Origin of the sequence: Peribacillus sp. TH16 (assembly GCF_016651095.1) — a bacterium.
In the GTDB taxonomy this organism is placed as follows: Bacteria; Bacillota; Bacilli; order Bacillales; family DSM-1321; genus Peribacillus; species Peribacillus butanolivorans.
Window position 1 is genome coordinate 337,212 of sequence record NZ_JAEKEM010000009.1, and the last position, 24,753, is coordinate 361,964.

Annotated in this window: 24 protein-coding genes and 2 pseudogenes; 5 read left to right on the forward strand and 21 right to left on the reverse strand. The window is 35.5% G+C overall.

Going from position 1 to position 24,753, the window contains the following annotated elements; translation table 11 throughout:
• Positions 1–235: 235 nt before the first annotated feature.
• A complete protein-coding gene (locus JFV29_RS15635; protein ID WP_201185088.1) occupies positions 236–1,111 on the forward strand; it encodes a LysR family transcriptional regulator in 876 nt (291 codons plus the stop codon).
• Between the two features lie 514 nt (positions 1,112–1,625).
• Positions 1,626–1,817 carry a DUF3934 family protein gene (locus JFV29_RS15640; protein WP_201185089.1) on the forward strand — a complete coding sequence of 64 codons (192 nt, stop codon included), beginning with the start codon at positions 1,626–1,628 and terminating at the stop codon, positions 1,815–1,817.
• Positions 1,818–2,374: 557 nt separating this feature from the next.
• Here the strand turns inward: JFV29_RS15640 and JFV29_RS15645 are convergent.
• From JFV29_RS15645 to JFV29_RS15660, 4 genes are all read right to left on the reverse strand, one after another.
• On the reverse strand, positions 2,375–3,298 hold the full coding sequence (locus JFV29_RS15645; RefSeq protein WP_201185091.1) for a Gfo/Idh/MocA family protein: 924 nt from the start codon (positions 3,296–3,298) through the stop codon (positions 2,375–2,377).
• 618 nt (positions 3,299–3,916) lie between these two features.
• Entirely contained in the window at positions 3,917–4,543 is a 627-nt protein-coding gene (locus JFV29_RS15650; protein ID WP_201185093.1) for a metal-dependent hydrolase, read from the reverse strand.
• 828 nt (positions 4,544–5,371) lie between these two features.
• Entirely contained in the window at positions 5,372–6,289 is a 918-nt protein-coding gene (locus JFV29_RS15655) for a hypothetical protein (RefSeq protein WP_056523624.1), read from the reverse strand.
• Positions 6,290–6,766: 477 nt separating this feature from the next.
• Positions 6,767–7,660 (reverse strand): selenium metabolism-associated LysR family transcriptional regulator, encoded by an 894-nt coding sequence (locus tag JFV29_RS15660; RefSeq protein WP_201185095.1) that lies wholly within the window; start codon positions 7,658–7,660, stop codon positions 6,767–6,769.
• 126 nt (positions 7,661–7,786) lie between these two features.
• Between JFV29_RS15660 and JFV29_RS15665 the strand changes: the two genes are divergently transcribed.
• A complete protein-coding gene (locus JFV29_RS15665) occupies positions 7,787–8,812 on the forward strand; it encodes a YeiH family protein (RefSeq protein ID WP_201185096.1) in 1,026 nt (341 codons plus the stop codon).
• Positions 8,813–8,945: 133 nt separating this feature from the next.
• On the opposite strand, the gene JFV29_RS15670 is transcribed toward JFV29_RS15665, so the two are convergent.
• From JFV29_RS15670 to JFV29_RS15710, 9 genes and pseudogenes are all read right to left on the reverse strand, one after another.
• Entirely contained in the window at positions 8,946–10,109 is a 1,164-nt protein-coding gene (locus JFV29_RS15670; protein ID WP_446728254.1) for an IS1182 family transposase, read from the reverse strand.
• 253 nt (positions 10,110–10,362) lie between these two features.
• Positions 10,363–11,199, reverse strand: coding sequence for an adenosylmethionine decarboxylase (gene speD / locus JFV29_RS15675; RefSeq protein ID WP_201185097.1), 837 nt, complete (start codon positions 11,197–11,199; stop codon positions 10,363–10,365).
• Between the two features lie 235 nt (positions 11,200–11,434).
• Positions 11,435–12,793: an IS1182 family transposase gene (locus JFV29_RS15680; protein WP_201181938.1), complete on the reverse strand. Its 1,359-nt coding sequence runs from the start codon at positions 12,791–12,793 to the stop codon at positions 11,435–11,437.
• A gap of 310 nt (positions 12,794–13,103) precedes the next feature.
• A complete protein-coding gene (locus JFV29_RS15685; protein ID WP_053346307.1) occupies positions 13,104–13,775 on the reverse strand; it encodes an ABC transporter permease in 672 nt (223 codons plus the stop codon).
• 17 nt (positions 13,776–13,792) lie between these two features.
• Positions 13,793–14,710 carry an osmoprotectant ABC transporter substrate-binding protein gene (locus tag JFV29_RS15690; protein ID WP_201185098.1) on the reverse strand — a complete coding sequence of 306 codons (918 nt, stop codon included), beginning with the start codon at positions 14,708–14,710 and terminating at the stop codon, positions 13,793–13,795.
• An 11-nt stretch (positions 14,711–14,721) separates the two neighbouring features.
• A pseudogene (locus JFV29_RS15695) lies at positions 14,722–15,376 on the reverse strand (ABC transporter permease).
• Between the two features lie 12 nt (positions 15,377–15,388).
• Positions 15,389–16,543 carry a betaine/proline/choline family ABC transporter ATP-binding protein gene (locus JFV29_RS15700; RefSeq protein WP_201185099.1) on the reverse strand — a complete coding sequence of 385 codons (1,155 nt, stop codon included), beginning with the start codon at positions 16,541–16,543 and terminating at the stop codon, positions 15,389–15,391.
• A gap of 209 nt (positions 16,544–16,752) precedes the next feature.
• Positions 16,753–17,928 (reverse strand): acyl-CoA dehydrogenase family protein, encoded by a 1,176-nt coding sequence (locus JFV29_RS15705; RefSeq protein ID WP_201185100.1) that lies wholly within the window; start codon positions 17,926–17,928, stop codon positions 16,753–16,755.
• A gap of 889 nt (positions 17,929–18,817) precedes the next feature.
• Positions 18,818–19,243 (reverse strand): VOC family protein, encoded by a 426-nt coding sequence (locus tag JFV29_RS15710; RefSeq protein ID WP_201185101.1) that lies wholly within the window; start codon positions 19,241–19,243, stop codon positions 18,818–18,820.
• A 171-nt stretch (positions 19,244–19,414) separates the two neighbouring features.
• On the opposite strand from JFV29_RS15710, the pseudogene JFV29_RS15715 reads away from it, so the two are divergent.
• Positions 19,415–19,534: pseudogene (locus tag JFV29_RS15715) on the forward strand (IS3 family transposase); the annotation flags it as partial.
• A 124-nt stretch (positions 19,535–19,658) separates the two neighbouring features.
• Here JFV29_RS15715 and JFV29_RS15720 read toward each other — a convergent pair.
• The 8 genes from JFV29_RS15720 to JFV29_RS31445 form a co-directional block, all read right to left on the reverse strand.
• The gene (locus tag JFV29_RS15720) at positions 19,659–20,087 is read right to left on the reverse strand and encodes a DoxX family protein (protein WP_201185102.1); all 429 of its coding nucleotides are present in this window, start codon (positions 20,085–20,087) and stop codon (positions 19,659–19,661) included.
• A gap of 70 nt (positions 20,088–20,157) precedes the next feature.
• Positions 20,158–21,012, reverse strand: a complete 855-nt coding sequence (locus JFV29_RS15725) for a M56 family metallopeptidase (RefSeq protein ID WP_201185104.1) — start codon at positions 21,010–21,012, stop codon at positions 20,158–20,160.
• Positions 21,012–21,428: a BlaI/MecI/CopY family transcriptional regulator gene (locus tag JFV29_RS15730; RefSeq protein WP_201185106.1), complete on the reverse strand. Its 417-nt coding sequence runs from the start codon at positions 21,426–21,428 to the stop codon at positions 21,012–21,014. Before JFV29_RS15730 ends, JFV29_RS15725 begins: the two co-directional genes overlap by 1 nt.
• 198 nt (positions 21,429–21,626) lie before the next feature.
• Positions 21,627–21,896 carry a hypothetical protein gene (locus JFV29_RS15735; protein WP_201185108.1) on the reverse strand — a complete coding sequence of 90 codons (270 nt, stop codon included), beginning with the start codon at positions 21,894–21,896 and terminating at the stop codon, positions 21,627–21,629.
• Between the two features lie 87 nt (positions 21,897–21,983).
• Positions 21,984–22,652, reverse strand: coding sequence for an NAD-dependent epimerase/dehydratase family protein (locus JFV29_RS15740; RefSeq protein WP_201185110.1), 669 nt, complete (start codon positions 22,650–22,652; stop codon positions 21,984–21,986).
• A gap of 92 nt (positions 22,653–22,744) precedes the next feature.
• Complete coding sequence (locus JFV29_RS15745; protein WP_201187876.1) at positions 22,745–23,314, reverse strand: histidine phosphatase family protein; 570 nt, start codon at positions 23,312–23,314, stop codon at positions 22,745–22,747.
• A 28-nt stretch (positions 23,315–23,342) separates the two neighbouring features.
• Entirely contained in the window at positions 23,343–23,525 is a 183-nt protein-coding gene (locus JFV29_RS31440; protein ID WP_342366565.1) for a hypothetical protein, read from the reverse strand.
• A gap of 14 nt (positions 23,526–23,539) precedes the next feature.
• On the reverse strand, positions 23,540–23,686 hold the full coding sequence (locus tag JFV29_RS31445; protein WP_342366566.1) for a hypothetical protein: 147 nt from the start codon (positions 23,684–23,686) through the stop codon (positions 23,540–23,542).
• A gap of 247 nt (positions 23,687–23,933) precedes the next feature.
• On the opposite strand from JFV29_RS31445, the gene JFV29_RS15755 reads away from it, so the two are divergent.
• A complete protein-coding gene (locus tag JFV29_RS15755) occupies positions 23,934–24,455 on the forward strand; it encodes a DUF2179 domain-containing protein (RefSeq protein ID WP_056527290.1) in 522 nt (173 codons plus the stop codon).
• Positions 24,456–24,753 lie beyond the last annotated feature (298 nt).

The window sequence follows — 24,753 nt, forward strand, 5'->3', positions numbered from 1 at the left end:
TCTAATCATTGCTTTCTTATGAAAAATTCATTTAAAATATCTGTTACCAGCACCATACTTTATTCGTTGTGTACTCTTTCCATAATCACCTCTCCTCCTCACAATCGTATATTTAGCTGATAAATTATAATTATTGAAATATTCTAAATTTATCCTATAATGAATTTTAATAGGAGTATATCAGTTATATATTAAGGTTACTTTAGGTTTTCCTAAAGAAAGGAGGGAATATGCTATGCAAATACAACAAATTGAATATATTATTGAAGTGGCAAAAACAGGTTCGATTACTGAGGCAGCAAATAACCTTCATGTTTCTGTAGCTACTATAAGTCAGTCTTTATCAAATTTCGAACAGAAATTTGGATTAAGCTTATTTAAAAGATCAAGGTTGGGAACCAAACCCACAGAACAAGGAAAAAGAATAATAGAAAAAGCATATAAAATTAGCGATTTGTTAGTAGACTTAGAAAGAGAAGCAAAATTTCAGAGCACAAATATCGATAAAGAACTTAGAATAGTTGCTAGCCCGAGTACTTTACTTACTTTTTTACCTAAAGCTATTTCCGCCTTTAATAAAAAATATCCAAACACAGAGATTATTATTGAGGAAAATCAGAATGTAATTAGGGAAATTTCAAACAATGAGCATGATCTAGGTTTCATCACGGTTGATGAAATGACTTGGATTAAGTGGGGAAATTCAAATAAAAATGTATTGCATTTTGATACATTATTTCAAGGAAGAATGTATATTTGTGTATGCGAAAATTCTCCTCTTGCTTTCAAAGAAAGTATTACACCTGAAGAATTACTAAATCAAAAATTAATTTTACATACCATAACCAAACCTATTTTAGATGATATAATACGCCAATATGGACCCCTTAAGGTTTTATTTGAATCTCCTAATACGGAAACGATAAAAAACTCGATAGCCGAAGGGATAGGGATTAGTTTCCTCTCTGAATTTACTGTAATTAATGATGAAAGAGTTATTAATGGTCAAATTATTATAATTCCCTTAGTTAATTATGAACGCTCCAATTTAACTTGTGGTTTTATCCGTTCAAAAAAAGATATTTTTCAACATCAGCAAGAGGTTTCTTAAAAATTATTAAGGAGCAAAATGGTAAGGGGATTTTTTAATTTATCATAATTCTTTCAATTAGGATCTTATTAATATCTCCATCAATAGGCTATAATCAACATTCATTACTATTAACTTCATAAAGTAAACTACAAATCCCTATAATTTTTGAATATTTTTAGTCCATTTCAGTAACCGCTTAAAAAAATCATTAGCTAAGATATTACACCGTACAGATGCATATGTAAGCTTTTGTACTATACTAAATAACTTTTTCACTTTTTAAAAAGATCTTCCCTTCTGTTCTCTCTTTGTTAGCATTATTTCTAATCAAAAAGTACCCCTTATTCAGTTTTTTATGTCTTATGTCAATATCGGATTCCCTTTGTATTTTGGTGAAAAAAATAAATCAATTTAAAATTTATTGAGCCTTTCTCTGTACTTATCTCCATAGTTGATGTATATTTCAACATACTTGGATAATAATCAAGTAAAATGGTTTAAACTAACCATACAATATTAATGGAGTGATTTCATGAGTAAAGCTAAGGCTAAAACTGGAACAGGTAAAGGTACAGGTACGGGAACGGGTAAGAAGGGTTGGAATCGTTGGAAAACTAGTGCCAACAAGAAAAAGAGCGCAAAACCTTATGTAAGTAAAGGCGTTAAACACGCGAATGACTCAAAGACAACTACCAATAATACTGGTGATAAGTCTGAAAGATAATCATTATGTAATTCCTATGAGTTAAATTAAAGGTTACTAAATTATGTTCCATATTCTCATACAGGGTATTTAAAAATCTGTATGAGAGAAATGGGTCAAATAGATTAATAACTCTAACTTCCTTCACTCTATAGCTATTGAATTAACCAAGAGCATTTATATATAATAAAGAAAAAGACACTCCCAAACCGGTAGTGTCTTTCGTGTTCATTTGAGGTTTTTTTAATTTATACAGATACAATCACGAAATGTTCATCTAATCTGACTTTTATGTTTGTTGTGTTAACTTTTTTCGATGATAACTTTATTGTAAAACCGTTTGTAGCCCTTTTTAACAGAGTTTGTTTCTGAATGTATGGCTTCACCAACAACTTGAGCAGATTCAATCAAAGGGGCTACATTATAAAAATGTACTATCTGTTTAGTTTTATTCATAAGCTAAGTAATTTTCGCCATAAGAAGGAACGAATTTTCTACTCTAAGAAATTTTGTCTCTTTTTTGCTAGACTCTTTGTAAAAAGTTAGAAAGCGCTCCAATATCATTAAATTGATATTATTTATTTGGCTACTGCTTTTAATAATTGATTGACTAACAATTGAGATTTCAGACCTTCTAGTCCATCAATCAGTGGTTTCTCATCATTTTGAATACAATTAATAAAATGTTGTACAGCATCTTCAAATCCTCTTTGCTTTAACGTTGTATCCCAAGATGGAGAAAATGAAGTTGAGTGGCTGTTATTAGAAGCAATTTCTAAAGTATTCATGTTCCTAACACTTAAAATTGCTCCATCTGTTAATAGTTCAAGCCTCTCAAGATTAGTACCTGCTTTTCGATGCATGTCTGTAAAGAAAGGTATACCCTCCTTGGATTTATAAACATGTCCTGCATAAACAAGGTAATTCTCACTACTGATATTTACTGTTCCATGCAGCACATCTAAATCACCATTAGCTAACCATCTTGCAGTATCAACTACATGTAAATAATCATCTAACATTCTAAAATCATAAGAATAAGGTCCCATACTATCTGTTCTATGTTTTTCTATACGAACTGATGCTATGTTTTGAGCTTGTTGTTTTGCTTGTACATACATAGGAGCAAAGCGGCGATTAAATCCAACCATAAGCTTTCTTCGTGATTTTTCACTTAACTCTACTAATTTTTCAGCTTCAGCAACAGTTGCAGCTAATGGTTTATCGACATAAACATCTATTCCTTTAGTTAATAGAGAAGATACGACTTCAAAATGTGAGCTAGTGGAACTATGTACGAAAACAGCATCACACTCTGCAGCGAGTGTTTGTAAGCTATTAAAATCTTGAATACGATACTGATTGCAAATCATTTTTCGTTTATCTTTACTTGGTGAAAAAGCACCTACAAATGACCAATCCGTTTCTTTAGTAAGGATTGGTAAATATGCTTTTTGAGCTATACTTCCTAAACCTATCATTCCAATACGAGGTTTTTTCATGTTTGACATCCTTTGCATTGATATTGTTAATAACAAAATTAGTTTACACTGTTTCAGTTGTAAAGCCAAATGAACAAATTATTTTTGCATGTGGTCGTGTAATAGGAGTATCAAGTGAACATACTCGAGTCTGTCAAATCCCTTTGTTATTTTGTAGTTCAGATTCAATGCTACTATTTAATCAAGAACCTGGGGCGTACTACCATTTCATGTATGGTATTAACATCAAAACTCTCTTTTTCAAAATCTACGAGAACGCGAATAATTTTCTCTATTTTTTCTCCTTCTTGTTGCGTTATAAACACCAAAAACGATTCTTCCATACACTCCATCAATTTTTATTCTTCCATTTTTATACTTTTTCACTTTGTTTGATTGCATACATTAATACGAATTCATGCAATCTCCACTATTCTATCTAAGCGTCTGTCCAAAAACTCTAACTGATCAAGAGTCGTATCATCTGAAAATGAGGAAGATAAGTTAAATTTACCCTATAATAGTTACCATTTCCTATTATTTTATATTTAATATTTTTTTACTTTATCAAAAAATACCATATCTCATGATGAATAGTAAAAGAAACAGTGGTTCTGACAGAACCACTGTTTCTTTTACTTAAAATTCCTTTGAGAAAAATGGCAAGAATAACTTTACTCCTCGTCTATTAAAAGGTAAAAATTTCATATCCGCAATTAAATGACTTATGTAGCCTAATATACAAGTAGTGAAAATCCCCTCTATCCCCAAAGATGATTCGAATTGATGAGCAATGACGCCAAAGAAAACGATGCCAGCAATCGAATGCGTATAACTTCTATGAGGTGTGAAAGATGCTAGAATTATATAGATACCTAACAGCCATAACCAGTTTTCCTGTAAAGATAGGCCGCCTCCTAATACCCCTAATCCTGTCAGGGTCAGCATATGCCTTTGCGTTATAAATGTAGATATTATAATAATGCCAATTCCTGCTCCTACACCAACCCACTTTTCCGTTTCAGAACCTTCCAAAACGCTATAAATAATCATGAGAATCCCGATGGTTTGTGCTAAAGTTCGGATGAACTTGTGTGAAAAGGTAATTCTATTGCTTAACTTTCCGTCAATATCCATGTCGGGCATTAGACCTGAAACACCCCCAACCCCAACTAAGAATAAAGTAGTGGTTGGATCGGTTTGAAGTGTGTTTGCTGTTAAAAATCCCACTGCTGCTCCTAATGCCATATGCGCTGTCCCGTTCACTGTCTCTCTCCTGTTCTTCTAAGAAGTTATCTTCCATATCACAATCGAATGTTTGTTCGAACACCTTGCTTTTTAACTATACAATATTTTTTACTGAATTTCTTTATTTCTTTTAAAAAAATGGGATTATTCCTTGATTTCAAAATAAGAAGAACCTTATTCCCTCTTTGTAATGTTCTTAGAATCCTTTGAATTTTGTTCACTCACTTCTAGTCGTATCACCATTTTCAGGTTAAATAGTGATTGGGCTATCCTACTCGTGAAAATCATGAAAAACGAAGAGGCAATAAGTGCTAAAATTCAAAATAAATCATGAACAATATTACAAAGTACACAAAGAGGAATTGAAATAAAGAATATGGAAGCTCATCCTGGTGTCGCTAAGCTCGATGCAATAAGGCAGATTTCTCTTTTGAGAAAGAAACTCATAATGCTTAAGTAAATATAGCTACACAAAGCTAACCAGAAATGTTAGAGCCAAGTAGACTTCGTCTTGACTTACTCTATAAAAATATTATATTGAAATTAACCTTATTAAAGGCTCGTATTTATATACAAAACCTTTAAAATTTTTTTCTAACGAGACTTTTTTATTAGAAACTTTATCAATAATATGAATATACTAATCTATAAGGGGAGTGATCCAAATAGCCTTTCTAAACGCCTTCAATAATTTTAAAAAAGGGAAAAAGTCTAAGAAAATAAAAAACATGGATTTTAGAGAGCAACACGTAAAGAAATCTTCTGAGCTTATTGGTAATAATGTAATCGTTCAAAATATAATTAACAATCACCTTACAAAAAAAATAACCACTTGTAGGGTGGTTTTTATTTATTGTATGAAATTTCTTCATTCTTCACCATCGTCAACGTTACATCATATATATAGTTATATTGTAGATAATAATCGTATATGACATTGTGTAGAATTTTTATTAGTGATTTATCGAAGGTATCGAATTCCGTTTGATAACTGCTTAAAACCGTGACAAATTTGCCGTCTAGGTTTTCATAATAATGCAAGAGAAAATTCTTATAATATTCACTGTCACTGTTGCTTTTATTCGTTATACATGGATCACCAGTTTGGATGGACTTATCAAGCATCGATTTGATGGATTTAGGTAGCTTAGCTTTTTTGAATTGATTTAAGTTATAAATTTCATAAGTAAAGTCAAGTCCTAATTGATTGGAATAAAACTCGATAGTACTATCCAATGTATAAATTAAGGGAGCTTTAAAATCCTTGCTATTTGCAATCTCCTCTGATATCTCCAGCTGAAATTCCTCAGATGTTAAATATGCTGCAAATTTCATTTTTGAACTGCTCACGCTAAACACCTCAAAAACAGCTGCATCTTGTTTTTCAATCTCAATTTCTATATTAAAAAACTTAAAGTGTTTTAGCCGGTAAAAAGCAATCGGTGCTAATAGAAAAAGTAGTATCCACACTAGGTAAAGAAATAATGTGTTGAAGATTATTTGATAAAACTCAGATGTTACAATCGGTTCTATGATTAACGTTATCAATGTATGTTCAAAGCCTTCAGAAATAGCTGGATTCTGTGTATTTACGGGATTGACGACTTTATCAGGCTCCTTCCACGTTTGGATTCCTAATAGGGCCATCGCAACCAGTGTATAAACAAAAATCAAAATAGTCCCAATCACATATAATTTTGGCATGAATCCTATAATTCTGTCGAAAACAGAAATTCGCTTATTTTTCTGCTCCTCTATAGCCAATGTGGACGCTCCTTTTACAAATTAATATAAAATAGAAAAAGTCAATAAAGGGACAAAAAAAGCATCCTAGTCTTTTCCTATTTAATAATATGTTTGTAATCAAGCGAACATACGTAAATGTTGGTTGAGGGTAACTGATTTCCTTTTTTCATCCATTCCGAAACAGATACCTTCCCGTTTGGCTTGATATTTACAGCCATTTCTAGTGTCATCTATGAAGTTTCACTTTCTAGTTTTATCCACACCAACATTATGACGTGGGTATTATCATATGTCCTAAATGTAACAGGATCTATGTACCTAGTGTCACGACGATTGCACCCCGAAATTCGTGAACTTCCCTTTTACTTGAAATTAAGGCTATTACGGGTTCTTAAAAAAAAGGAATAATTCGAAAGCGCTTTCGATTAAATCAAAAATGCCAGGCTCCTCAATCGTGTAAATGAGGAGGTCAGCTTTTATACATAGAATTCCGTATCATTTTAGTTGTCCTTTTATCGCAAATTCTCTCACTTTATTTAAAAACATCTCCAATGCTTTTGATGCTTCGAAATCTTTCTTTTTCACCACTGAAAAAGGTCTAATAAAGGCTTCATTTTTCAAATGAAAGGTCTTCAATTCACCGGTTTTCAGTTCTTTTTGCACGGTTAATCGGGATAACAGTGCAATGCCAAGACCAGCCATAACTGCTTCTTTCACTCCTTGAATACTGGTAAAAATAAAGCTTCGTTTTATGTTTAGATCTAGTTTGTTTATAAGTTTATCTGAATACGTACGAGTTCCCGACCCTTGCTCCCTAAGTACCCATGTTTGATCCTGAAGCATGGCACCATCTATGATTTCCATTTGTGAAAGTGGATGATCAGGCGGAACGACGACAATCATTTCATCATTCATGAATGAGTTAACATCAATATCTTTATAATCCGTTTCCCCTTCAATCAGACCTATATCAATCTGGTTAGAACGTACGCCTTGAATAACTTCATTAGAATTTGAAATAATAATTTGAATATCAACTAGAGGATATAGGACAGAATATTCCGCCAAAACTTTCGGAAGATAATATTCTCCTATTGTAAAACTAGCCCCAATTTTTAGAGTCCCACTTACCACGTTATTAAAATCATTAATTTCTCTTATTGCTGTCTCATAGTGATTCAGCATTTGCTTTGCATGCCTATATAAGATTTTTCCAGGCTCTGTTATTTGAACCTGTTTCGGAGAACGGTAAATCAGTTTCGTCCCCAATTCATTTTCCAGATTCCTTATATGAAGGCTAACTCCCGGCTGTGACAGATTAAGAATATCACCTGCTCTTGAGAAATTTTTCTGTTCGATTACGGTTACAAAAACCTTTAAAGGATCCATAGTTACCTCCTCTTTATAATTTATTTTACCATAAGTAAAAGTGATTATTACAATAGCAAATATATATTTCACTTATTTTTAATTTACCCTTAAAGTAAAGGAAACAATAAAGATGGAGTGTTCAACTTGGGAAAAACAGCAAGAGAAACAATAAAGCTTGGCTTTATTAAAGGGATAGTTTTAACCCTACTAATTGCTATTGCAGCAAAATTCTTGGCAGAGCTCCCCTTCCTTCATATAATGGGGCAGCTCGTCATAGCGATATTAATAGGGGTGTTTTGGAAATCCATAGTCGGCTTGCCTGATTATGTGGTTGCAGGGACCAATTATTCTAGTAAGGTTCTTTTGCGATTTGGTATCATTTTGTTAGGGATGCGTTTGAACTTAAAGGATATTTTTAATGCTGGACCAAAAACTTTTGCTGTCGGAGCTATTAGTCTTGTATTTGCTATATTAATAGTTTATGGATTGACCCGTCTTTTTAAGGTCGAAAAAAAGCTGGGTATTTTGACAGCCTGTGGAACAGGAATTTGTGGAGCTGCGGCTGTCCTTGCGATTTCCACACAAATTAAAGCAAAAGAAAAAGATACAGCGATTGCCGTGGCAACGGTTGCGGTATTGGGAACAACCTTTACATTTGGTTACACCATTCTTTACCCATTCCTAGGTTTATCAGATCAGGGATACGGAATTTTCTCGGGAGCTACACTGCATGAAATTGCTCATGTAATTGCCGCTTCAGCACCAGGTGGAAATGAGGCAGTAGATATGGCAGTCATGGTCAAGTTAACAAGGGTTGCCTTACTCATTCCTGTTGCAATTTTTATTGGATTCATAATGAATTTGAAAGAGAGAACAGCTAATCCTGGGAAGAAATTTTCATGGAAATCTATCCAGATTCCTTGGTTTATTTTAGGGTTTTTAGCAACTAGTGCACTTTATTCTACAGGAGTAGTACCAGAAGCTATTGCTGAATACATTGTTTCACTTTCTTATATCCTCATGGCAATGTCTATGGCGGGACTCGGATTAAATATAGATCTTGTAATATTCAAGAAATATGGTGGAAAACCATTTGTTGCTGGTCTATTCGGTTCAATCTTATTATCAATTCTTGGTTATGTATTGGTCCGCGTATTACAATTAAATTAATATTCACAAAACAAGCATTCCTTAATTGGAATGCTTGTTTCAGTTTGTAGACAAAAGGGGTTCGGAATGTTTTAATTCCGGACCCCTTTTGAAATCCCCTTTGAATTTTGCTCAAGATTAAGAGATTGGGCCTCTACGAGCCCACTTTATTAAGCCATTCTTGGACCTTGCCATTATGGCGTGTCATCACTTTTTGATGGTCTTTGCTTACTGTACACTGTGATAAAAATGAGCATGTCACACAAGTGTGTTTGGGTGATTTGTACTCGCGATAGCCCTCTTTATTTGTTGTTGAGTACTTTAAAATCTCGCCCGATGGGCAGAGGTAACTATCAAAATGTTCATCGTAAACATAGTCATGCTTGCGAAAGAACCCTTCTTTTGTTCGTGGACGTGTATAGGGTAAAGCTGGTGTGATTTCTTTCCCAAAAAGGTAGCTTGTAATAGCTGGTGTTTTGTAAGCTGCATCTGCGGCAACAGCTTCAGGTTTTCCAACTTTCTCAATCACTTGTTCAACAAGAGGCTCTAAGATATGACTATCATGCGTATTTCCCGGTGTTACAATCGTCCCCAGCACAAAACCGTTGCGGTCCGCAGCCGCATGAAATGAATAGGCAAACTGTTTTGTTCGTTCATCTTTTACATAGTAGCCACTCTCAGGGTCAGTTGTACTTTCTTTAATTTCTTTGGTTTCTTCTTTATCAAATTTATCCGGTGGAAAAGGCTTCTTTCCCTTGTTTTCACGATCTTGATTTATTTCTTCTTGAAGGCGTCCTTGATATGCTCGTGTTTCCTTACGAACGATTTTCTTTTCGAATTTTCGCTTATTCGCACTGGCTTTCACATGTGTTGAATCAACGAATACGTGCTCTGCACTTATTAACTTTCTTTCTGAAGCTGTCATTAAGATACGATAAAAAATCAGTTCAAACAGGTCTGTATCTTTAAAGCGACGCTCATAATTTTTCCCGAACGTTGAGAAGTGAGGTACTTTATCATGGAAACCGTAACCTAAAAACCAACGGTAAGCCATATTCGTTTCAACTTCTTCAATCGTTTTACGCATCGAACGAATACCGAAGGTATATTGAATGAATGTCAATTTAACTAAAATAACTGGATCAATACTTGGGCGCCCTATCTCTGAATACATATCTTTCACCAAGTCATAAATGAAAGTGAAGTCAATGTCCCCCTCAATTTTACGAACCAAATAGTTCGCTGGCACCAGTTGATCCAAAGTAATCATTTCAAGTTGATCTCGCTGAATAGAATTATGTTTCGAAAGCATCGTCATCACCTCAAGTTTTAATACTTCTATATTAAAACAAAAAGGACTGTAGGCAAAAGTGGTTATATCTAATTGTTAAAACAAAGTTGATTGGAACGGAAGGTGCGAGACTCCTGCGGGAAATGCGTGTCCAAGGGAGACCCCACAGGCGCAAAGGCGCCGAGGAGGCTCCCTGACCGCCCGCGGAAAGCGAGTGCCTGGAGTGGAAATCAACGTCGAATTTTTACAACCCCTCAAAAAAACTGTAGACAAGCATTCCTTAATTGGAATGCTTGTTTTTCTTTAATAGATGCGGAACGTTAGCTCCATAAAAGATTTCATCCATCTCTGTTTGTAGTCTTTCTATAATTTCCTGTCGTTCCTCTGAATTTAATTTTTCTTCTGTGAAGCCGAATAAATAATTATTTATATCGAATCTTTTCAACTTACATTTCGTATGAAATATATTTTCCTGATACACATTGACGTCTATCATATCATATAAACTCTTTACTTCATCAGGGATGTAATTTTGAATGGAATTTATATCATGATCAATGAATAATTTCCGTCCATTTTTATCCCGTGTAAATCCTCGGACACGGTAATCAATAGTAATTATGTCAGTATCAAAGGAATGTATAAGATAATTAAGTGCTTTTAGTGGAGAGATTTCTCCACAAGTAGATACATCGATATCAGCCCTGAATGTACTAATGCCTTCATTCGGATGAAACTCAGGGTATGTATGAACAGTAATGTGGCTTTTATCCAGTTGCATGACAACATTATTGGGTAATGGGCCAGGGGATTCCTCATAGGTACCAGTCGGAACTTCGACGACAGGTCCTTCGGAAACAAGCATCGTTACACTTGCACCCTGTGGAATATAGTCCTGTTTTGCCGTATTCAAAACGTGTGCTCCAATTAAATCCGATACGTTTTGCAAAATCTTCGAAAGCCTTTCTGCATTATACTGCTCATCGATATATTCTAGGTAGGCTTCGCGTTCTTTCTTTGTTTTTGTAAAACAAATATCATACATATTAAAACTTAATGATTTCGTAAGATTATTAAAACCATGGAGTTCAATTCGTTGTTCTGGTGTAAGTTTCATGTTTGATCGATTCCCCTTATTTTTTTACAACTGTTCTTATAGTTACCCTTTATTAGAAATAAAAAACTAAAGGGAAGAATTTATGGCTAATAACCTTAATAAAAAAAGAGCAGTTGCAACTGCTCTCAGTTTGTAGACAAAAGGGGTTCGGAATGTTTTAATTCCGGACCCCTTTTGAAATTCCCTTTGAATTTTGCTCAAGATTAAGAGATTGGGCCTCTACGAGCCCACTTTATTAAGCCATTCTTGGACCTTGCCATGTCCAATTGGCTATCTTCTTTAAATTCATGGCAGCGAAAGTAAGCATCGCCTGCATCGACAATTTTTTAAGTCCCCTTAAAGTAGTCCAACGCATACCATGCTTTTCTTTTGCATCTGCGAATACACGCTCTATTGTTTCTTTACGTTTCGCATATATAGGTTTTACATCCTTGTGATGACGCAGATGATCTGCTTCTTCCATATAATTTTGCCAGATATGGCGTGTCACCACTTTTTGATGGTCTTTGCTTACTGTACACTGTGATAAAAATGAGCATGTCGCACAAGTGTGTTTGGGTGATTTGTACTCGCGATAGCCCTCTTTATTTGTTGTTGAGTACTTTAAAATCTCGCCCGATGGGCAGAGATAACAATCAAAATGTTCATCGTAAACATAGTCATGCTTGCGAAAGAACCCTTCTTTTGTTCGTGGACGTGTATAGGGTAAAGCTGGTGTGATTTCTTTCCCAAAAAGGTAGCTTGTAATGGCTGGTGTTTTGTAAGCTGCATCTGCGGCAACAGCTTCAGGTTTTCCAACTTTCTCAATCACTTGTTCAACAAGAGGCTCTAAGATATGACTATCATGCGTATTTCCCGGTGTTACAATCGTCCCCAGCACAAAACCGTTGCGGTCCGCAGCCGCATGAAATGAATAGGCAAACTGTTTTGTTCGTTCATCTTTTACATAGTAGCCACTCTCAGGGTCAGTTGTACTTTCTTTAATTTCTTTGGTTTCTTCTTTATCAAATTTATCCGGTGGAAAAGGCTTCTTTCCATTGTTTTCACGATCTTGATTTATTTCTTCTTGAAGGCGTCCTTGATATGCTCGTGTTTCCTTACGAACGATTTTCTTTTCGAATTTTCGCTTATTCGCACTGGCTTTCACATGTGTTGAATCAACGAATACGTGCTCTGCACTTATTAACTTTCTTTCTGAAGCTGTCATTAAGATACGATAAAAAATCCGTTCAAACAGGTCTGTATCTTTAAAGCGACGCTCATAATTTTTCCCGAACGTTGAGAAGTGAGGTACTTTATCATGGAAACCGTAACCTAAAAACCAACGGTAAGCCATATTCGTTTCAACTTCTTCAATCGTTTTACGCATCGAACGAATACCGAAGGTATATTGAATGAATGTCAATTTAACTAAAATAACTGGATCAATACTTGGGCGCCCTATCTCTGAATACATCTCTTTCACCAAGTCATAAATGAAAGTGAAGTCAATGGCCCCCTCAATTTTACGAACCAAATGGTTCGCTGGCACCAGTTGATCCAAAGTAATCATTTCAAGTTGATCTCGCTGAATAGAATTATGTTTCGAAAGCATCGTCATCACCTCAAGTTTTAATACTTCTATATTAAAACAAAAAGGACTGTAGGCAAAAGTGGTTATATCTAATTGTTAAAACAAAGTTGATTGGAACGGAAGGTGCGAGACTCCTGCGGGAAATGCGTGTCCAAGGGAGACCCCACAGGCGCAAAGGCGCCGAGGAGGCTCCCTGACCGCCCGCGGAAAGCGAGTGCCTGGAGTGGAAATCAACGTCGAATTTTTACAACCCCTCAAAAAAACTGTAGACAAACTCGATTTTCATCGAGTTTGTCTACAGTCTGAGAGCAGTTGCAACTGCTCTTTTTCCCTATTTTGCTTCGGATTGTATTAATTTCTTTCTTTTAATTGGTGAAAGTGCACGTTCTAACCACCCTAATAAAATGTCAGCCAGAATAGCCATTAATGCTGTTGGTATAGCTCCTGCGAGAATAATTGCGGTACCATTCGAAGCATTGGTTCCCCTGACAATGATATCACCCAGTCCACCTGCACCGACGAATGTGCCGACTGCAGTTACACCAATCGCAACGACAAGTGCCGTTCGTAGACCAGCCATGATGACAGACAGGGATAATGGCAGTTCGACCATTCCTAGTAATTGGAACTTCGTCATCCCCATAGCCTTACCCGATTCTAAATAGGCATGATCAATGTTTGTAATTCCTACATACGTATTTCTTAGGATTGGTAGTAAAGAATATAAAAACAATGACAAAATAACTGTGTTTGTCCCCAGTCCCATTACTAACATAAGGAGAGCAAGCATTGCTAAGGCTGGTGTGGTTTGTATGACATTAGTTATCGAAAACACCCAATTACTCAACTTTTTATGCTTTGCGATGAATATACCTAGCGGGATAGCAATGATTGCGGCAAATAGAACTCCGTAAGCAGACATTAAAAAGTGGCGATAAAATTCAGTAAGTACGTACATCCAATTCTGGGAGTAATACGTTCCCAGTTGTTCCAAGGTTTCCATTAGATTGCACCTCCCATTTATTCAAAATAATTATGTGCTTCAAGGAACTCCGTTGCTACAATCGATGGTTCTTTCAAGTTTCCATCAACTTCATAGTTCAGTTCCTGCATCGTTTCGGTTGTGATTTCTCCAATTAACTTAGTTAGTTGATTTTCTATTTCCGGATATCGTTCTAACGCATCTTTCGTGACAACGGGTGAACAATCATAAGGAGGGAAATATTGTTTGTCATCTTCTAAAAGCTGCAAATTATTCACCTTAATCCGTCCATCTGAAGAGTATGCGAGGACAATGTCCATCTGACCATTTTTGACAGCGTCGTAAACTAGTCCAATTTGCATCGGATAGGTTTCTCCGAATTCTAATCCATAGGTGTCTACGAATTCCTTATAGCCGTCCCCTTTTCTTTTCAGCCAAGCACTATCGACACCTAATCTCAAATTCCCTGCATCTTTTTCCAAATCGGATATTTTTTTATAGCCTTTTTCCTCTGCCAATTCATTTGATATCGTAAATGCATAAGTATTATCAAATCCATAAGAATCGTAAAATTTGAATCCATATTGTTTTTTAAATTCCTTTTGAACAATTTCCATTGCCTTTACTGGATCTTTTTCAATATCCTGAGCTAAAACACTCGTTAAATCCGTCCCCGTATAACGAGTTGCGGCTACATCAATATCCCCACTCTCCATTGCTTGTTGCTGTACGAAATTCGAACCTAAATTCTTAATAATCTTCGTATCAAGGTCTGTATTTCGTTCAAGTAGTTGTGCTATCATGTTTGCCAAGATTTCGGATTCGGTCATACTCTGCGCACCAATTTTAACCGTTTTTTCAGAAGATGACCCCAACCCAGGCAACGAGCAGCCGCTGATGAATAATGAAAACAATAAAAGGGTAGTAAAACTTATTTTTCTTATTTTTTTATACATGGTATTCCTCCTCAAGCAACTTCCTTCATACCTTTTAATCCTTTTGGTACGACTTTTCGTTCAATGATCGAGAAAACATAATCCACCAGGATAGCCATGATGATTACCGGTACTGCACTATGCGATGATATATTCTGTTTGGTATAAATTCAAACCAATAAATATGTAATCCCCAAGTCCTCCGCCTCCAATAAAGGAAGCCAATGTTGCCCAGCCAATTAAATAAACGGAGGCAGTGCGAATCCCAGCCATAATGACGGAAAGTGCAAGTGGAAATTCAACTAGACGAATTCTCTCCCAACTCGTCATCCCGATGCCTCTACCAGATTCAAGTAAATTTTTATTTACACCTTTAATGCCTGTATACGTATTCCTGAGAATAGGTAAAACAGAATAGAAAAATAACGCAATAATAGCAGGTGTCTTCCCAACACCGAGGAATGGAATGAAAAATGCTAGTACTGCCAAGCTTGGCAACGTCTGCATGATGTTTGCAATTCCAATAATTATAGATGCGCTTTTTTTCATACGGGTCAACAAAATGCCAAGCGGTACAGCAACTAGTATTCCAAGGAATACAGCAATCATAGATATATATAAATGCTCCCACGCCTTGTAAAGCAACTCTAGCCAATTCGTTTGTAAAAAATCGAGCAATGTTTCCATCTCATTCACCTCCTAAAACATCTCAGCCATTTCAGCCACTAGATTATCTTCTTCCCCCCAGATGCTGTCGTACACGATGTCAACCAATGTAGCTCTAGTAACAATTCCGACCAAATGTTTATTTTGGTCAACGACCGGCACATATTTAAATCCGCGTTTTAAAATCTTCTGAACTGAATCACGGATTAATGAGTCTTGTTTCACAGAATAGACTTCAGTATTGATTACTTCACTAATAAATGTAGCTTTTTTACGATATTCACTAATCGTTTCAACATCTACAAATCCTTTTAATACATTCTCTTCATCTACCACGAGCAGAGAATCAACTCGTTTTTCTCTCATAATAGTGATAGCGTTAGTAAGAGACTTTTCCTCAGTAATTGAAATGGGATTACGACTCATGATTTGTTCGACCAATTGCACGTTCGGTCTTGTTTGAAGCAATCGTTCTTTACCGATAAATTCTTCAACAAATTCATTGGCTGGATTTCTGAGAATTTCATCCGGGGTTCCCACTTGAACAATTTCCCCAGCCTTTAAAATCACAATACGATCAGCAAGTTTAATCGCTTCATCCATATCATGGGTAACAAAAACAATTGTCTTATTAAGTGTGCGCTGCAGATTTTTAAATTCCTCCTGAAGAGCATCGCGGGTGATCGGATCTAGAGCACCAAAAGGTTCATCCATTAATATGAGTGGTGGATTAGAAGCTAGAGCCCTGAGAACGCCAATTCGCTGTTGCTGACCGCCGCTCAGTTCGTAGGGATACCGTTCTAAATATTCGGGACCCATATCAACGAGCTGCAGCAATTCTAGCGCACGTTCTTTTTTCTCTTGATCACTCCATTTAAGTAGTTTTGGAACGAGGGTGATATTTTCAAGAATCGTCATATGAGGGAAAAGACCAATTTGTTGAATTACATACCCGATCTGTCTTCTAAGCTTAACCGGATCCTTTTCCATTATATTTTCTCCATTTATGAGTATCTTACCTTCGGACGGTTCAATCAGGCGATTAATCATTTTCATTGTCGTTGTTTTCCCACAGCCACTCGGACCAATGAAACAGATGAACTCCCCTTTTTTTATATCAAGTGTTATATTCTTTACAGCTTTCTTCCCTCCCTTATAGACTTTCGATACATTTTCAATTTTTAACACGACAAGCACCTCCATCATTCGCATACAATTACAAATTTTACAAATTCATTTCACTTTTCATATGCACAGTCTCTTATACCCATACGAAAAAATATTAAACCTTTTATTAAAATAAACTAGTTCAATGTAATTACATTGAAGAAATGGAATGAAAAAAACTACCTCATTTTAATAAAGGTAGTTAATAGATTTAAGTTTTTAACATTGAATTAAAACCCGATATTTTTAGCGATGAGGGTTTTCACTATTTCATCTGACCCTGTATAGAATGTTGTCAAACGAATGTCTCGATGACGCCGGGCAATTTTATAATCACCCATATTTCCGTATCCATCATGTAACTGCATGCACTTTTCAGATATTCGCTTTGACATCTCCGTAATCCAATATTTAGCCATCGATACTTCAGTTATGATATTCTCCCCATTCATATGTTTACAGATCAAACCATCAACAAACGTTCTACCCAGCTGAATATCGGTCGCTATTTCAGCAATGGTAAACTGTGCCTTATTAAATTTACTTATTTTATTACCAAATGCTTTTCGTTCTTTTATAAAATTCATCGTTAAGTGGAGCATGTCCTTAGCTGCCATTAAAGACCCAATCGCACACATAAGTCTTTCCTGCTGCAGTTTTTGCATTATATATGATAGGCCCTTCCCTTCCTCCCCAAGGATGTTCCCAGCAGGAACTGAAGCATCATCGAAAAATAGTTCGGCTGTTTCTGAGCTATTCTGGCCTGCTTTTTCAAGCTTTCTGCCTCGTGTAAGCCCTGGCGTATCTTTATCAATAAGCAACAAACTGATTCCATCATTGGAAGGATTAGCATCAAGATCAGTTTTACATGCTACAATCAATAAGTCAGCTTTAAAGCCATTTGTGATAAACGTTTTGGCTCCATTGACAATATAATACCCTTCTTTCTTGATGGCTGTGGTTTGGATATTCGCTAATTCTGAATCCATTCCTGGCTCTGTCATTGCAAAAGCAGAAATCATTTCTCCTGAACTGAACTTGGGTAAATACTTTTGTTTTTGATCTATTGTTCCGAATGAAGCAATATACGGGGCTACAACATCAGAATGAATTGAAATGCCTACTAAGGCTGATCCAACCATTTCCAATTCCTCTGCCAGAACAACTGAATATCCAAAATCTGCTCCTACCCCACCGAATTCCACATCAAGCCATGGACATAAAAATCCGTTATCCCCAATCTTTTTCCAAAATGAGCGAGGTACTTCCCTCTCTTTTTCCCACTTATCATAAAAGGGGATAGCTTCCTTGTCGAGAAATTCACGAATTGATTGTTTAAATAATAAGTGTTCTTCTGTGAGGAAGGAACGTGAATCATTCTTATTGAACGCCATCGTGTTAACCATGGGTTAACCTCCATTCGCTAATGATTTTGTTGAGATACATCAATGTGAAATATCTTGTAATCCACAACCATAATCAAGATAAATAGGCTAAATATATAGATGTAAACGGTTACAATAATAAAAATCATCAAACTGTCAAAATGGCCCATAATATTCATGTTCAACAAAAGTATTGAATTCCCTTTTAAAAATCTATTTTTCACCATTTTAAATTCATTTTTGATTATATTATTTGAAAAGCTACATGATTTAAGAAAATGATGATTGATACTTAACTGCTTAAATATGGGTTAATCTTGTATTCTGCCGAGGTTATTTTTGTAATATTAGGGTATTTTGGGATTTAATAATTCCTCACTTTCCGAATGCCTACATATTGCACAAACGTGGTCTTCTCTTCCTCTGATACATGATATGATTACTTTAGGCATAAGAAAAGGCGACCCTTCTTAATGAAGAATCGCACCTATCATTCCATAAGGAGTACCTCAAGCAAAACGCAGAGTTACAACGTTAAGAATATTCCAGAATAAAAAAAATCCCAATCTCTCAGTGATATAAATGAGAAATTGAGATTTAATTATTCTTCACCATTGCGCCTTAAGTTAGTTACCTTGGAAACGTTTTTAACCAATCATTTCCCTATTAGTGGAAAATTCAGTTATAATCTTTTGCCCCATCATATTCAATCATTAAATAAATTTTTTCGCCTTGATTGTTTCTTATTGATCTCATTCAAAATAACCGCTATTTCGTGCGAATTTTCAATATGATGTTCCAATTTGGATTTATACAAGCTCAACTATTGATTATATGTTGGAACGGAAAAGTCACCAAATCAGCTGCTTTGGGCTTCATACATGGGGCTATTTTTTATACTAGAAAAAAATTATTGTTGACCCTCTGTGTAAATTTGAAAAGTTACACCGAATTTGTCCGATACAATCCCATAAGCAGGGCTAAAAAAAGCTTCCTGCAGCGGCATTTTTACTTGTCCATCTTGCGACAAGTATTCAAAAATTTGTTTTGATTTTTCGATATCGTTAGTTGAAATACAGATCGTAACCTGATCTCCAGTTTGACTAGTTTGACCTGGAAACATATCTGAAAACATGAGGTCCGTTTCTCCAACCTTTAACATTGCGTGTGACACAAGTTCCTTTGCTTCTTCTGGTATAGGAAATTCCGGGTTTTCTGGCATTTCTCCAAAAGTTTGATTAAAAAGGACTTTTGCACCCAATGCTTTTTCGTAAAATTGGATCGCTTCCTTCGCATTTCCGTTCATCATTAAATAGGGAGATAATCGTATTGTCATAATTAAATAGCTCCTTTGGTTCTAATTTCTTTACAAATCTTGAGTAACTTCCAAGCTTCCTTTTGAACTTGTCAGTGATAATAACTACTATACCATTATTACCCATGATTGTATTTTATAATAAAGAACGTATGTTCGTCAATATATATTACTTGAAGACTAACAATTTTTGAGCATTTCAAACAAGAACTAGAAGATTATATCCATTACTACAATCACCAACGCATCAAGGTGAAATTAAAAGGCATGAGCCCAGTAGATTACTCGGTTCATGCCCTCAAAGCTGCCTAACTAACTAAAAAAAATTGTCTAATTTCTTGGGTTCTCTTTAATTGATAAGCTCTTTTTTTGACTTTAGTCTACCGTTTCAATTTGGTGAGCATAAAACTTAACACTTTGATATTGTATATCCTTATTAACTCGCTATTATTTCTGAATCTTGTCCTTTTTTATGGTTTGGTAACTTAGAATCTATCGATAGGAATCGGCTTCCATTTAATACTAGGTGAAGTGCAATAATCATAAGAATGAGGTCTAATTCGAATCCTGCACCTTCTCCATTCCCCATAAAGCCTGCTGGAAATTTCACATAAACAATTGCACCAGCCATAATGAATATAAGGAGGGCAGAAATTATTCTTGTTCCAAGACCTAAAATTAAAGCAATTCCTCCAACCAATTCAATTGTACCAACTACATAGGCCATAAATCCCGGAATGCCTATACTTTGAAACCATCCAGAAATGTTATCCAATCCACTTTGGAATTTTGACAAACCATGCATCAAAAATGTAAGTCCCAACATTACTCTTAATAAAAAGGTACCGATTTCTTGTTTTTTCATGACACATCTCCTTTTATTATATTTCACACTACAAAGTGTAGTGTAATGATATAAAAAAATCAAGTGAAAGTCATCCGACAATCACTATAGTCATTCCCAATAGTATAATCAAAACATATATAGAAACAAAAATCGTGGTAATATCAGCCCTTAAAGGAATTCTACTTTTAGGATCAACTAATTCCTGAAGTCTATAGTTAACTGATTCATTCGAGAAGTGGACAAGGACGGGAGAGGATTTATCAGAGCAAGAATGTTTAATTAACTTCAACAAAGCAGCGCTTATGCCTAATTCAGTCCCCATTTTATTAATCGCATATTCATCGGCTAATAGTTCACTAATTATTTTGTAATTTTCATAACACCATTTTGTCAGTGGGACAAACCATAACGCCTGTGAGATCAACTGTAAAATAAAGATTACTAATGGATCATATTTTTTTTGGTGAAAGGCTTCATGCTCTACTACTGCTTCTAGCTCATCAAAGTCCAATAATTGAATTAAACCAGTACTAAACACAATGAAAGGGCGCCTGAAACCAAGCGTAAACGCAAGAGGTTGATCAGCATTCACAACTAAGATATCTTTGTTGGCCCGTTTGAATGTTTCGTTTATAGACCTTGTCTTTTCAACGTTTTTGTAGTTAAAAAGCTTTTGTTTAAACCTTCTGGAAAGGAGATATTGCTCTGCAATTTTGAATAGTGTGATCAAAATACTATAGGATATTACTATAATGAGCAGTGTGATGACGACAAAGTAGTATACTGAACCTTCTTTGAATAGACTAAAGCAAAATTTAAAAAAGTTGGCTTTAATATTTACTCCAAAAAAGATGTGTACCAAAAACGCTCCCATTTGGCTCCATACTACACCGGCAATTAAAAGACTAAGGCTTATCACAAAATAAGACTTTTTCTTCCACATTATAATTTATCCTTTTTTAACGATTGAATTTTTTGTTCCAATTTTTCAATTAAAGCTTGGTCAGCGTCTTTCATGGCATCAAGCATATGGCTTATGACAGCACCACCAAATTCATCTAGCAAATTCTCAGTCAGTTTCTTTGACTGCTCTTCTAAAAACTCCGCTTTAGATTGCACAGGGCGAAATAATGAAAGCCTTCCTTCAGACCACTTTTCAAGAATGCCTTTTTCGACTAGACGATTCATGACTGTCATTACAGTATTAAAGTTGATAGGCTTTTCAAGCTCCAATGATTGCTGCACCGCTTTAATACTCTGTTCATTTTTATCCCATAAATATTCCATGATACTAGCTTCCAAGGGACCAAAGAAACGATTCAGTCCAACTTCATCATATTTAAAATTTTTAATATTCATCTTTTACCCTCCCACTACGAATTGTAGTGGAAATTCTTGTTAGAATCAAGTTTCATCAGGAAGATTAGATCTGATGTATATCCAAATATCTTTATGGGCGGCACAATCGAATTTGTAACCCTTCTTGGATTATTAATTGTTAAGCTTAATTGAGTCGAGTAATGCATACAAGATTGAAGTATGGTTGGAAATAGCGTGTTAATTACATGATGCCGACCATCGAAATGATTTTTCATGACCTGACAACATTTGATTAATTGCTTTAATAGCTTTTCTAGCACCAATATGGCCTACCAAATGATTATTTTGCCATTCATTACCTCCAACACTGGCCTGGCTTTTTCCAGTACTTCTGGATCTCCACCTGCTATTACAGTCAAAATTCCTTTCAGCTCCAAATGTTCCCCTGCTAACAGGTACATCCAAAACCCGGATCCTTTTTTCCTGATAAGCAGAATGAATCTCCATAATAATTTGTTTTCACATTAAATCTCAGTTTTTGCTTCGAATTTTAAAGAAACGAGCCTAATGAAGGCTCGTTTCACTAATTAATGATTAACTCCTTGTTGTAAGTTTTTCTATTTCATCAGAATTATAGAAATGATACCCTAGTGTCGGCTTTTGGGCCGCACCATACATTGCAGCAGCTACTTTGTTTGCTTCTATGGCACGATATGGACGTAAAGGGCCAACTAAGAGAAATTTAGCAAAAGAACCAATCATACCAGAAATCTTTTCACCTGCCCTAAATTCCTTTCGTTCACCAAGAAGTAAGGACGGGCGAAATATATGTACAGAATTCAATTCTAGTTGTTGTAGTGTTCCTTCCACATCGCCTTTAACACGACTGTAGAAAAACTTGGATTTGGAATTGGCTCCCATGGCTGTTATGACGAGAAATTTCTCAACATTAGAGGCTTTCGCCATTTTCGCCGCTTCAATAACAAATTCATAATCAACTTTACGAAAAGCTTCTTTCGATTTGGCTTTCTTAATAGTTGTACCTAAACAAATAAAAACATCAGTGACATTGAATAAATCTGCATATCTGACTAAATTATCAAACTCCACAATATGGACTTCGCAATTAGGTTCTTTAGATTCTATTTCCCTTCTAGTTAGCAAGTGGATTTCCTTATAATTATTGCTGTTACTTAACTCTTTAACTAAATGGGTACCAACGACTCCAGTTGCACCTAAAATCAATGCAGTTTTTATAGTCATGATTTCCTTCTTTCCTTTATAAGCTACTAAATAGCAGCTATACTTTTATTTCATTTTTTCTTCCTAAAGAACTTTTTGAAAATCATAGAGTATTAGGATAGATGATTTACTTGATTAAAATCCTCAATAATCCAGGAATCCATCTCAAATTTAATCGTACTTAAACAAGCATTAAATAACCTCATTTGTTTTGATACGATTGTCTCATTTGACATCAATCGTAAAATAAAATGAATCACTGCGCCATGTGCAACAAGGATCACTTTCTTCTCAGGATACCCCTGCTGAATCTCTTGAAGTCCTTTTACCAGCCTACCACGTAAAGACTCCTGACTCTCCTGATTAGGATAGACTTTATCACTGAATGCAGACTCTCTTTCATGCGCTGTCATTCCTTCAGCAGAGCCAAAGTTCTTTTCTATGAATTCTAATTTTTCAATCACTGGCCTATCAATATAGAAGCTAATGATTTCGGCAGTTTCTTTAGCCCTTTTTAGAGGGCTTGTAATAATTACATCCCAATCTGCTTTAGACAAAAATTCACCACACTTCTGTGCTTGTATCTTTCCTTGTTCATTTAGAGGGATGTCAGTCTGTCCCTGCAGTTTTCCCAGTGCATTCCAATCAGTTTGACCATGACGTACTAGACAAATAGTAGTAATTGTCCCCAAACCTCTCTATGTAAAATCTTTATTTTTTCACTTCTTCAATGATGGAATGACCTTCACTCTGCTCGAGATCTAACCATTTCCACTTTTCATGCAATCGGACTCGTCCATCAGGCAACATTTCCGGCGTGGAAAGACAGCTACCTCCTCTAATTTCACCTTTTTCATTAATATGATTGTACCTAAATTCCAGTGACCCATCCATATTAACAATACCTATTAAAGTCCCTTTAATAATCTCTCCCCTTCATAACTTGCTGTAAGAATATTTCCTTCTTGTGAATAGTAAAAGAATGTATTTGCCGATACTTCTCCATTTTCCGAATTATCTTTAGCTATAAATGTTCTTCCGTTATAATTAAGCATAGACAATCCCCCAGATAAATTATTTAGGATAATGATACCAAATTAAAGCAAAAAAGAGTATTATGAAATTCTCAAACACATTAAATTATAGGATTTTCTATGATTAGAAATGCTGAGAATAAATACATAATATTTCCATTGAATTCATCCATTGTCTTATGATTAGATTATGGAAGATGTTTCATATGGGAGGGCGATTCTATATGAAATATCAAAGAAATTATAAAAAAATTGGTGAGGTGCTCAATTGAAAGAAATTCTGCTCATTTTATTATTGCAACTTATTTATGTTCCAATTTATACACTACGGACTATATTTTTAGTGAAAAATATAACCGTACTGGCATCTATATTAGGCATTGCAGAAATGTTAGTATACGTTTTTGGTTTATCTCTTGTATTTGGCGGTGACCAAAGCATAATCGCCATGGTTGTATATGCAGTTGGTTTTGGTATCGGGATTATTTTTGGAACGAAAATTGAGCAAAAACTCGCCATCGGTTATATAAATGTAACCGTTAATACTCAAGCAAAAAATGAATATTTGATTGATACTTTAAGAAACATTGGATTCGGTGTCACTCTTTATACCGGTGAAGGAAGGGACAGCAACCGTTATCGGATGGAAATTTTAACAAAACGAAACCGAGAGCAAGAATTAATTGCAACAGTTGAAAAGTTTGAACCAAAAGCCTTCATTATTTCTTATGAACCAAGGTATTTTAAAGGTGGGTTTTTACTGGATCGGTTGAAAAATAAAGCAAGCTGAATAAAAAGACTGCAAAAGCCCATCTTTTTCAAGATGGGCTTTCAGACTGTAGACAAACTCGATGAAAATCGAGTTTGTCTACAGTTTTTTTGAGGGGTTGTAAAAATTCGACGTTGATTTCCACTCCAGGCACTCGCTTTCCGCGGGCGGTCAGGGAGCCTCCTCGGCGCCTTTGCGCCTGTGGGGTCTCCCTTGGACACGCATTTCCCGCAGGAGTCTCGCACCTTCCGTTCCAATCAACTTTGTTTTAACAATTAGATATAGCCACTTTTGCCTACAGTCCTTTTTGTTTTAATAT

Coding starts and splice junctions, on each gene's coding strand:
- JFV29_RS15710 (WP_201185101.1), bottom strand. CDS start 19,243: ATGACAATACGATTATCTCCCTATTTAATGATGAACGGAAATGCGAAG.
- JFV29_RS15725 (WP_201185104.1), bottom strand. CDS start 21,012: ATGTGGAAGAAAAAGTCTTATTTTGTGATAAGCCTTAGTCTTTTAATT.
- JFV29_RS31445 (WP_342366566.1), bottom strand. CDS start 23,686: ATGCTTAATTATAACGGAAGAACATTTATAGCTAAAGATAATTCGGAA.
- JFV29_RS15730 (WP_201185106.1), bottom strand. CDS start 21,428: ATGAATATTAAAAATTTTAAATATGATGAAGTTGGACTGAATCGTTTC.
- JFV29_RS15680 (WP_201181938.1), bottom strand. CDS start 12,793: ATGCTTTCGAAACATAATTCTATTCAGCGAGATCAACTTGAAATGATT.
- JFV29_RS15740 (WP_201185110.1), bottom strand. CDS start 22,652: ATGACTATAAAAACTGCATTGATTTTAGGTGCAACTGGAGTCGTTGGT.
- JFV29_RS15685 (WP_053346307.1), bottom strand. CDS start 13,775: ATGGAAACCTTGGAACAACTGGGAACGTATTACTCCCAGAATTGGATG.
- JFV29_RS15690 (WP_201185098.1), bottom strand. CDS start 14,710: ATGTATAAAAAAATAAGAAAAATAAGTTTTACTACCCTTTTATTGTTT.
- JFV29_RS15735 (WP_201185108.1), bottom strand. CDS start 21,896: ATGGAGATTCATTCTGCTTATCAGGAAAAAAGGATCCGGGTTTTGGAT.
- JFV29_RS15705 (WP_201185100.1), bottom strand. CDS start 17,928: ATGGTTAACACGATGGCGTTCAATAAGAATGATTCACGTTCCTTCCTC.
- JFV29_RS15660 (WP_201185095.1), bottom strand. CDS start 7,660: ATGGATCCTTTAAAGGTTTTTGTAACCGTAATCGAACAGAAAAATTTC.
- JFV29_RS15635 (WP_201185088.1), top strand. CDS start 236: ATGCAAATACAACAAATTGAATATATTATTGAAGTGGCAAAAACAGGT.
- JFV29_RS15670 (WP_446728254.1), bottom strand. CDS start 10,109: ATGACGATGCTTTCGAAACATAATTCTATTCAGCGAGATCAACTTGAA.
- speD (WP_201185097.1), bottom strand. CDS start 11,199: ATGAAACTTACACCAGAACAACGAATTGAACTCCATGGTTTTAATAAT.
- JFV29_RS31440 (WP_342366565.1), bottom strand. CDS start 23,525: ATGGATGGGTCACTGGAATTTAGGTACAATCATATTAATGAAAAAGGT.
- JFV29_RS15640 (WP_201185089.1), top strand. CDS start 1,626: ATGAGTAAAGCTAAGGCTAAAACTGGAACAGGTAAAGGTACAGGTACG.
- JFV29_RS15645 (WP_201185091.1), bottom strand. CDS start 3,298: ATGAAAAAACCTCGTATTGGAATGATAGGTTTAGGAAGTATAGCTCAA.
- JFV29_RS15720 (WP_201185102.1), bottom strand. CDS start 20,087: ATGAAAAAACAAGAAATCGGTACCTTTTTATTAAGAGTAATGTTGGGA.